Genomic DNA, 9687 nt, shown 5'->3' on the forward strand with positions numbered 1-9687 from the left:
GGCGCCGGACCGGGGCGGCCGGGCCCGGCCGGGAGATCACTGCCAGGGGGTCCCCGCTGGGCGATCAGGACGCGGGGAGCCCCCAGCGCGGCGCCGGCTCGGCTGCCTCGACCGGGCGGACCGTCAGGTCCGGGCGGTCGCCGCGGGCGGTGATGATCGCCTCCTGGCCCCTGCGGAGCGCGATCCGGATCGTTCCCGCGCCCACGGTCTCGTACGGCAGCCGCCGCCCCCGCTCGTCCCGCACCTCGATCGGCCCGTCGAGCGAGTGCCGTACGACACACGGCGCGCCCGCCTCGCTGCGCAGCCGCACCCAGCGGGTACGGCCGTCCTCGCGGGCGGCGCTCAGCAGGAACGCGCCCTGGGTGCGGAAGTCGTGGACCACCAGCTCACGCCAGGCGGCGGGCAGCGCGGGGAAGATCCGGATCACCCCGCCCCAGCTCTGGCACACCATGTCGTGCAGCGACTGCGCGGCGGACAGCGGAGTCTCGATGACCGGGCCCGACTCCTTGTACATGGTGTTCGCCTGGATGAAGCGGCTCATCAGCTCGCCCAGGTACTTGAGCGCGTCCTCACCGCGCCCCATCTGCGCGGACATCGAGGCGGCGCCGGTGAAGGTGTAGCCCTGGAGCGCGCCCTCGAAGCCGACCCAGTGGTTGAGCGAGGTCTCGATCAGCTCGCGCTTGGCGGGGTCCTCCCAGGTGACCTCGTAGAGCGGATAGACGGCGAGCATATGGGAGTAGTGGCGGTGGGACTTGGCGAATGGAACACCCGCGCCGATCATGAAGCCGTTCTCGTCGACGGGGTAGGGCGTGAGCTTGGCCAGCACCTCCCGCCAGCGCGGCGCGGCGGGATCCTTGACGCCGAGCTGCCGGGCCGAGTCCAGGAGGGTGGCGCAGCCCCAGCGCAGCAGCATCAGGTCGTAGTTGCAGTCGGGCGCGTTGACGCCGTACTCGGGCGAGAAGGTGGCGGGCAGATGCAGCTTGCCGTCGCTGCCGGGGGTGAGGAAGTGGAGGTAGTAGGCGACGGACTTGCGCAGCAGCGGATAGACCACCTCGCGCAGCACCGACTCGTCCATGGTGTGGCGGTAGGTCAGCCAGACGTTGTGCAGCGCCCAGGTGAGGTTGCCGACCTCGGGGGTGGGCGGGTCCTGGCCGGGGATGCCGACCGCGTAGCCGCCGTTCGCCGCGTCGCCGCCGTTGACCAGGTGAATGTCGGTGGTGCGGGGGATGCCCGCCGAGTCCTTGCGGTACGGGGTGTCGAGCTGGTTGGAGAGGTTGTCGCGGAATTCACCGAGCGCCCGGGTCACCGCGTCGAGTTCGAGGTGGTTGGAGCCGTGGATCAGCCAGTACTCGAGCTGCACATTGAGGTTCCACCAGGTCGCGGGCCACGGGGTGGACTCCAGCCAGGGGCCGGAGGTGGCCATCACGGGGGCGTCGGCGCGTGCGGCCGCGGCCACCTTGTAGAGCTGGATCCAGTAGAAGCGCTGGAGCCGGGCGTCGGGGAGGGAGAGGAAGCTCTTCCGGTAGTACGTGTGCCACCAGGCGCGATGGCTGGGCGCGAGGACGTCGTAGGAGAGCGCCGAGGCGGACCGGATGTCCCCCAGCGCACGGTCGCGCGCGGTGCGCCTCGGGTGGGAGTGGGCCACGGTGACGTACAGCGTCCGCCGCCCCGCGTGGGTCCGCTCCCGCCAGGCCGTCACATGCTGTCCGCCGGCGAGCAGCGGCTGCACGGCGGCCTGGATGCCCTGGTGGTCCTCGACGACGGCCGGGGGGTTGCCGGTATAGCCGTCGGGGACCGGTTTGAAGGCGCCCCGCGGGCTGATGGCCTCGGCGGGGTGGAACACCCAGCGGAACGCGGCCTCACCGGCGCTCGGGGTCACCTCGATGGCCAGCAGGGAACGGGAGTTGTGGACGAGGGCGCGCAGGTGGAGGGTGCCCTTGTCGGTGGTGATGGTCCCGGTCAGCTCGGCGTCGCGCAGCCGCAGCCGCCAGTCGATGGCGGTGATGGCCCCGACCGGCTCCAGGGTGAAGTACCCGATGGGCAGCCGGGCGAGACCGAATAGGGAGCCGAACTCCGGCCGGTGGTCCTGGACCTCGCTGTGCTGCACATTGAAGCGCACCTTGTTCGCGTCGCCCGGCTCGGCGTAGATGCCCGAGCCGAGCAGGGCGTTGCCGAGGAACGGGCCCTCGTACCAGGTCTGCGGCAACTTCTGCCACACCATGTCGGCGTCGGCGAGGACCGTGGCCCAGGGGTCCCCCGCGTGGTGGGCGGCCACGGCCGCGGCGGGGGCCTGCGGCTCGGCGGCGTACGCGGTGGCCGGGCCGGCGAGTCCGGCGGCGGCACCGGCGGCCACGGCGGTGCCGACGACTGTCCTTCGGGAGGGTGCGGATGACATGACGCTCCAGGGGATGTGAACCGGGTGCGGGCGATCTTCTGCGGGGGCAGCAGCGGGCGGTCACGTACATGCCTGAGGTTCCACGATCTGAACCCCCGCGGGCATGATGCAGCCCGCGTGACGGAACCGGAACCCCTTGTGCGTCATAAACATCGGATGGACGGCAAGCCGTCAAGGGGAAAATGGCGCCTGTGCGGCGGCGGACGCGTTAAGACCTCGGATCTCCCGGCTCTGAGTGGGCGAGTTACGCGCTCGCTTCCCGCCCCCTGACGATCAGCCCGACGCCATGCCGGAAGCGGTGCTCGAAGTCGCCGAAGTGCTCGGCGACCGCGGCCAGGGCGGGGAAGCGCTCGGCGGTGGCCGCCCGCAGCAGCGGCTCCATGCCGCCGATGCCCTGGGCGGCCTGTTCCTCCTGGGCCAGACCGAGCGTGAAGTAGACCAGCGACCAGGTCCGCCAGCCGGCCTCGGCGGGACTGTGGCCGCCGCCGAGGAACGCGCCGGTGAGGGCGTCCGCGAAGCGCAGGGTGTGCTCCTCGGCCACATACGTCCCGGCCACCACCCGGGCGCCGTCGCGGCGGGAGAGCAGCGCGGCGCGATAGCGGTGGGCCAGGGTGTACGCCCGGTCGTCCCAGCGGTCCGGGAGCGGTGCGTCGGCGCATCCCGCCAGCATCGTGTCGGCCATCAGCTCCAGCAGCCGGGGCTTGCTGGAGGCGTGCCAGTAGACGGTGTTGAGCTGCACGCCCAGCCGCTCGGCCACCTTGCGCATCGTGAGCTTGTCCAGCCCCGCCTCGTCGAGCAGTTCCAGCGCCGCCGTCACCACGGCCGTGCGGTCCAGGCCCATGCCGCCGATCTCCTTCGCTTGCGTCTTGATCCGGGATCAAGTGTACTGAGGGCGGCCTCTTGATCCTGGATCAAGAGAGGGATCGGGGGGCGGACCGAGAGACAAGATCGAGAGACAAGGGAGATGGTGTGGTGAACGACGTCGTCGTGGTGGGGGCCGGACCCGTGGGGCTGCTGCTCGCCGCCGAACTACGGCTGGTGGGTGTGGGCGTCACCGTGATCGAGCGCGCCGCCGCCCGCAGCCCGCACTCCAAGGCGCTGACCCTGCATCCGCGCTCCCTGGAGGTGCTGGCGATGCGCGGTCTCGCCGGGCCGTTCGTCCGCGAGGGTGTTCCGGTGCCCACCGGGCACTACGGCGGGCTGCCGGTCCGGCTGGACTTCTCCGTACTGGACACCCGCTTCCCGTACACACTGGTCCTGCCGCAGCTCCGCACCGAGCAGCTCCTGGAGGAGCGGCTGCGGAAGCTGGGCGGGGAGATCCGCTGGGAGCACCGGGCGCTGGAGGTGCGCCAGGACGCGGACGGCGCCGAGGTGGACGTGGCGGGCCCCGACGGGACGTACACCCTGCGCGCGGCCTGGGTGGTGGGCTGCGACGGAGCCGGAAGCACCGTACGCGGCTCCGCCGGTATCGACTTCCCCGGCACCAGCGCCACCACGACCGGCTTCCTCGGCGATGTGGTGCTCGACGTGCCGCCGTCGGTCCCCTCGGTCGACAATGAGCACGGGGGCTTCCTGGTCGTCCCGCTGGCCGACGGACACCACCGCATCGCGGGCACCACCGGGGAGTCCCACGCCATCCCGGCCGATCAGCCGCTCACCTTCGATGAGCTGCGCCGATATGTGCGCCAGGTGGCGGGCACGGACTTCGGGATGCGGGCGCCGCGCTGGCTGTCCCGGTTCGGTAACGCCTCCCGGCAGGCCGCCCGCTACCGCGACGGCCGCGTTCTGCTCGCCGGGGACGCGGCGCATATGCATATGCCGATGGGGGGCCAGGGCCTGAACGTGGGGCTCCAGGACGCCTTCAACCTGGGGTGGAAGCTGGCCGCGGTGTGCCAGGGCCGCGCCCCCGAAGGGCTGCTGGACACCTACCACGCCGAGCGCCACCCCGTGGGGGCCGCGCTGCTGGAGAACACCCGGGCCCAGACCGTGCTCGGCGCCACGCACACCGCCGACGTGCGCGCCCTGCGCTCGGTGTTCGGCCGGCTTCTGGCCGCCCACCCGGCGGTGAACCGGCAGTTCGCCGGGGAGCTGTCCGCACTGGACGTGGCCTACCGCCCGGCGGTGGGGAAGTCGGGCGAGGCCGGGGAGACGGGGGAGCCGGGCGAGGCCGGGGAGACAGGGGAGCCGGGAGGGGGCGTGGAGCGGGGAGGGGCCGGGGGCGGCCGTTCGCTGGCCGGTACCCGTGCCCCCGACCTCGGGCTGGCCGGGGCCCCCGAGCCCAGCCTGTATCCGCTGCTGGCCGACGGGCGTTTCGTACTGCTCCACCTCGACCCGGGCGGCGACGCGGGGCGTGCGACGCCCGACGGCCCGGGTGCCGCCGACGCCCGCGCCACCGCCGAGGCGATCGCCGGGAGTCCCGACCGGATACGGACCGTGACCGCGCGCCCCACCACCGCCCATGACGGCTGGGCCGGCAGAAGCACGGTGCTGGTGCGCCCGGACGGCCATGTCGCCTGGGATGGCGCGCTGTCCAGCAAGTGAGACGAGTTCGGTGGGTCTCGTACGTACCAGCTCATCACGGACGGCTCCGCGCGGCCACCGGGCGCGGAAGGGGGTCCCGGCGACGGCTCGTTGTCCAGTCTCTGAGAATCGACGCGCGGACCGTTCAGACGCTGGTTAATCTGACGACAGATCCGGTTCAGCCGACACGAGGGAGTGTGCGGTGACCCCCGAACAAACACAGAGCGACGACGCGCGCGCCGATAGCAGCGGGCGGTTCGTGCAGGCCACGGAGGTGGGCAGTCTGGAAGTATGGGCGCGTTCCGCGCCGATCCGACTCGCCGGTTACGAGGACGACCTCGCCGAGCCGCACATTCTCCAGAGCGTGGACTGATGGCCCGGCGCATGCGCTGAGAGCGGGGGAGGACACCGGCCCCTCGGCCGCGGCCGCTGGCAGCAAGCGGACATCGCGGCCGTCGGCCGGCCTCCTCCCTCGCCTGATCGATCACCCTTTCGGCCCCGCTGCCAACTGGTAGTTAAGTCGGCCGCTCCCACGATTCGGCACCGGACTGGTGTGCTGTGCGATGGACATGGCAGGATGCGTCGCGCGGTATCGTCCGCCTTAACCAACCGTGAGGGTGTTCGAGCCCGGGAGCAGCCGTGAGGGGGCGCAGATGGCAGCGGGTGCCGACAGATCACCGGACGCCGCCGGCAGCCCGCTGGCGGACCGGCTCGGCTACCTGTTCACCACCATGCACCCGCCGGGCGCGCCGTACACCAACGCCTACGTCGCCGAGGAGATCAGCGGCGGCGAGGAGTACGGCGGGGTGAGCGTGACCGAGCAGTATCTGTCGATGCTGCGCAACGGCAAGCGCACCAATCCCAGCCCTGATGTGCTGCGGGCGCTCGCCAAGTTCTTCGCCGTACCCGTCGGTTATCTGCTGGGCGACCTGTCGCCTTCGCAGGCCGAGCGGGTCGAGGAGGAGGTACGGTTCCTCGTCGCGATGCGCGACAAGCGGGTGCGCAGCATCGCGCTGCGCTCCGTGGGTCTCCCGCCGGAGGTCCAGGACAGTCTCACCACGATCATCTCCCAGTTCCGGCAGCAGATGAACCTTCCGCCCGAACCTCCCGGTCCGAACGGGGCCGCGGGAGCGGACGGTTCGGGCGGTCCGGACGGCGAGGCGACGAATGGCCGTCACTGACCCGGAACTGTTCGCCTCCTGGCGGCGGACCGGATACGAGGGTGGTACAGGCATGCGAGTGGGCCGGATACGGCGGCAGTGCAAGCAGCTCATCAAGGAGCTCGGGCTGCCCGCCTCGACCGACCTGCCCGGTCTGTGCGCCCTCGTCGCCCGCCGCGTCGGACGCCCCGTCCATCTGGTGCCGATGAGCCTGGGCGGTGTGGTCTCGGGCATGACCGCGTCCACTGACGAGGACTACTGGATCTTCTACGAGCTCAGGACGTCCCCCTGGCACCAGATCCATATCGTGCTGCATGAGATCGGCCATCTCCTGCTCGGACACGAGCAGGACCCGTCGGTCACCGAGGACGCGCTGCGGATGTGGACGCCGTCCGTCGATGTGACCACCGCGATGCGCCGGCTGGGGATGACCCCGGACTTCGCCCGCCACCACTGCTACGACAACCTCACCGAGCGCGAGACCGAGGTGCTGGGCACGCTGCTGATGGAGCATGTGGTGCCGACCTCGCCGGACCACGGGCTGCCGCTCCAGGGCCGGGCGGCCGAACTCGCCGCGGCGCTCGGCCCGGCGCTGGGCCACGTGCGCACCTACCGCGCCACCAGTGCCGACCGCGCCGCCGGCGCCGTCAGTGGTGGCGTCAGCGCCGACGGTGGCGTACGCGGTGAACCGGGCGGTGACGCCGGTGTTTGACCTCGTGTATCTCTGCTTCGGCGCCGCCGCCTGGACGATGGCCGGATACAAGGCCCGGGCCTGGTTCCGCGACCGCGCCAACGCCGATCTCGGCCTGGCCTGTGTGATGACGGCGGCCGTGGCGAATGTGTTCCTGCTCTCCGCGCCCAGCGTCTACCGCTGGTTCGACGGCCTGGTGGGCGTCGCCAATCTCGCCATGGTCCTCCTCTACTCCTCCGTCGTGGTGTTCGCCACCGGTGCCCTGGTGCTGCTGCTGCGCTGGACGGGGTCGGCGGTGCGGCCGGTCGTGGTGGTCGCCGCCGTGGCCGTGGCATGGACCGTGGCCATCGTCGGCTTCGCGGTCGGCCGCCCGGACGCGGTCGAGCACCCCCGCGATTTCAGCACCGCCTACGCCGACGCCCCGGGAGTGGTCCTCTTCCTGGTGCTGTATCTGGCCATTTTCGGAGCCGGTCTGGCGGGGCTCGGCATCCTCTGCCCGCGCTATGCCGCCAGCCTGCGCGGCTCTTGGCTGGCCCGGGGGCTGCGGGTGCTGGCCGCCGGATGCTGGCTGGGACTGGCGTACTGCGCCTGCAAGCTGATCGGTTTTGTCTTCTCCTGGGCGGGCCGTGAGCTGTACTGGCTTTCCAACGGCGTGGCTCCGCTGACCGCCTCGGTCGCCGCGCTCCTGGTGCTGGCCGGTTTCGCCATCCCCGCCGTCGGGCCGCGGGCCTCGGCATGGCGCCGCTTCCGGCGGCTGCGGCCGCTGTGGCGGGAGGTCACCGCACAGGCCCCCGAGGTGTCCATGGGCCACTCCCGCTGGACCGGCTGGTGGCCGTTCGCGGACCTCGAGTGGCGGGCCAACCGTCAGATGGCGGAGATCCGTGACGTCCAGCGCGGCGTACGGCGCCATGTGGAGGCCACCGTCCTGGAGATCGCGCATGTCAAGGCCGGCGCGGCGCGACTCGACGATTGGCAACTTGCTGCCGTAGTGGAAGCAGCGGCGCTCAGACGCGGTTTGCTGAATCAAGCAGCGGGACATGTGCCGGAGTCCGCGGCGGACAGCGTGGTGATGACGACAGGGGCCGAACTGGTGGAGGAGCACGAGCACCTGGCCCGCGTCGCCGACGTCTATCACCTGCCGCTCGTGGACGAGGTGCTCGCGGAACTGAGGGAGGGGACCGCCGCCCAGCGGCGGTGAACGGGGGGATCACAGACGAGGTGGCCCTGGACGGGGGTCGGGGCCGCCCGTGGCACAGGCGGCGCCGGGGGGATTCAGCCCCGGCGCCGCCTCCCGGCCACCACCACGCGCATCCGTGCGCATCGCCCGGACGGGCTGAAACGCCCCGCCCGTTCAGGCCCGGAGGACGCCACCGCCTAGAGTCGGGATCCATGCAGAACACCGCGCAGGCCGCCGGAACGGACGGCCCGGAGCTCGTTGACACCGCCCCGATGATCGAGGACCTCTACCCGGCCCTGGCCACGCTCCGCGAGGCCGGTCCGGTCCATCGGATCGCCGGCGCCGACGGACGTCCCGCCTGGCTGGTGACCCGTTACGAGGATGTGCGGCGGCTGCTCGCCGATCCGCGCCTGGCCCTGGACAAGCGCCACGCCGCCCCGGGCAACTTCCGCGGCTTCTCCCTGCCGCCCGCCCTCGACGCCAATCTGCTCAACATGGACCCGCCGGACCACACCCGGGTGCGCCGGCTGGTGGTCAAGGCGTTCACCCCCGGCCGCGTGGAGCGGATGCGGGAACCGGTCCGGCGGATCGCCGACGGGCTGCTCGACGCCATCGAGTCCGAGGGCCGCGCGGACCTGCTGGCCGCCTACGCCGGACAGCTTCCCATCATCGTCATCTGCGATCTGCTCGGCGTCCCGCAGCGCGACCAGCGCGACTTCCGGGCCTGGAGCGACGCCCTGATCACCCCCGATCCGGCGCGGCCGCAGGCGGCGAAGGAAGCGGTCGGCAGCATGCTCGGCTTCTACACCGGGCTGATCGCGAAGAAGCGCGCCGAGCCCGGGGACGATCTGCTCTCGGATCTGATCCGGGTCCGCGACGACGAATCCGGGGACGGCGACGGCAGGCTCACCGAGGACGAACTGACCTCGCTCGCCTTCCTCATCCTCCTCGCGGGCTACGAGAACACCGTCCATCTCATCGCCAACTCGGTGCTCACCCTCCTCGATCACCCCACGGTCCTGAAGAAGCTGCGCACGGATCCGGACGGTCTCGCGGCCGCCTTCGACGAACTGGCGCGGTACGAGGGCCCGGCGTCGCTCGGGATCCGCCGCTTCCCCCTCGAGGAGATCGAGATCGGCGGTGTGACCATCCCCGCCGGGGAGACCGTGCTGCTGTCGATGGCCTCCGCACACCGGGACCCGGCCCAGTTCAAGGATCCGGACGACTTCAATCCACATCTTGGCCGGTCCGGTCACCTTGCGCTCGGCCATGGCATCCACTACTGCCTCGGCGCGCCCCTGGCCCGGATGGAGCTGGAAATCGCTCTGGGCACGCTGCTTCGGCGTTTTCCGGGGCTGCGGCTGGACGTCCCGAGGGAGCGGCTCCGGTGGCGGCCGTCGATCCGCGCGCGTGGCCTGATCTCGCTGCCCGTCGCATGGTGAAACGGGGAAGGGAACACGTTTTTGATGCATAACCCCCCGCCGATGCGGTAAAAAGGTCTTCGAGCCCGCCCGGTGTGCATCCCCCGTCGCACCGGGCGGGCCTCTGTGTGCCCGAGGCGGTCCCCTGTCCGAGGCGGTCCCCTGTCCGAGGCGGTCCCCTGTCCGAGGCGGTCCCCTGTCCGGGGCGCTCGCCGGCCATGGGTGTCCGTTCCGCACCCCGCGCCGGGCCCATCCGCCGCACCCGCCCCGGCCGTGGGCGGCCGCCACTACGGAAATCCCTAGAGCACACCCCTGAGATCACT

Annotated in this window: 8 protein-coding genes; 6 read left to right on the plus strand and 2 right to left on the minus strand. The window is 71.7% G+C overall.

Annotated elements, in window-relative coordinates:
• Positions 1-64 precede the first annotated feature (64 nt).
• Both KN815_RS35970 and KN815_RS35975 read right to left on the minus strand, forming a co-directional pair.
• The gene (locus tag KN815_RS35970; protein ID WP_216346040.1) at positions 65-2395 is read right to left on the minus strand and encodes a glycosyl hydrolase family 95 catalytic domain-containing protein; all 2331 of its coding nucleotides are present in this window, start codon (positions 2393-2395) and stop codon (positions 65-67) included.
• A gap of 244 nt (positions 2396-2639) precedes the next feature.
• The gene (locus KN815_RS35975) at positions 2640-3236 is read right to left on the minus strand and encodes a TetR/AcrR family transcriptional regulator C-terminal domain-containing protein (protein ID WP_216346041.1); all 597 of its coding nucleotides are present in this window, start codon (positions 3234-3236) and stop codon (positions 2640-2642) included.
• Positions 3237-3367: 131 nt separating this feature from the next.
• Between KN815_RS35975 and KN815_RS35980 the strand changes: the two genes are divergently transcribed.
• The 6 genes from KN815_RS35980 to KN815_RS36005 all read left to right on the plus strand — a co-directional run bounded on the left by KN815_RS35980 (position 3368) and on the right by KN815_RS36005 (position 9385).
• The gene (locus KN815_RS35980; RefSeq protein WP_216346042.1) at positions 3368-4936 is read left to right on the plus strand and encodes an FAD-dependent monooxygenase; all 1569 of its coding nucleotides are present in this window, start codon (positions 3368-3370) and stop codon (positions 4934-4936) included.
• 181 nt (positions 4937-5117) lie between these two features.
• Positions 5118-5288 carry a hypothetical protein gene (locus KN815_RS35985; protein WP_211122063.1) on the plus strand — a complete coding sequence of 57 codons (171 nt, stop codon included), beginning with the start codon at positions 5118-5120 and terminating at the stop codon, positions 5286-5288.
• 280 nt (positions 5289-5568) lie between these two features.
• The gene (locus KN815_RS35990; protein WP_216346043.1) at positions 5569-6096 is read left to right on the plus strand and encodes a helix-turn-helix domain-containing protein; all 528 of its coding nucleotides are present in this window, start codon (positions 5569-5571) and stop codon (positions 6094-6096) included.
• Positions 6083-6787: an ImmA/IrrE family metallo-endopeptidase gene (locus KN815_RS35995; RefSeq protein WP_216346044.1), complete on the plus strand. Its 705-nt coding sequence runs from the start codon at positions 6083-6085 to the stop codon at positions 6785-6787. Before KN815_RS35990 ends, KN815_RS35995 begins: the two co-directional genes overlap by 14 nt.
• Positions 6780-7964 carry an MAB_1171c family putative transporter gene (locus KN815_RS36000; protein ID WP_216346045.1) on the plus strand — a complete coding sequence of 395 codons (1185 nt, stop codon included), beginning with the start codon at positions 6780-6782 and terminating at the stop codon, positions 7962-7964. The genes KN815_RS35995 and KN815_RS36000 overlap by 8 nt, the downstream gene beginning before the upstream one ends.
• 191 nt (positions 7965-8155) lie before the next feature.
• The gene (locus KN815_RS36005) at positions 8156-9385 is read left to right on the plus strand and encodes a cytochrome P450 family protein (RefSeq protein ID WP_216346046.1); all 1230 of its coding nucleotides are present in this window, start codon (positions 8156-8158) and stop codon (positions 9383-9385) included.
• Positions 9386-9687 lie beyond the last annotated feature (302 nt).

The organism is Streptomyces niphimycinicus (assembly GCF_018883605.1).
Classification (GTDB): domain Bacteria; phylum Actinomycetota; class Actinomycetes; order Streptomycetales; family Streptomycetaceae; genus Streptomyces; species Streptomyces niphimycinicus.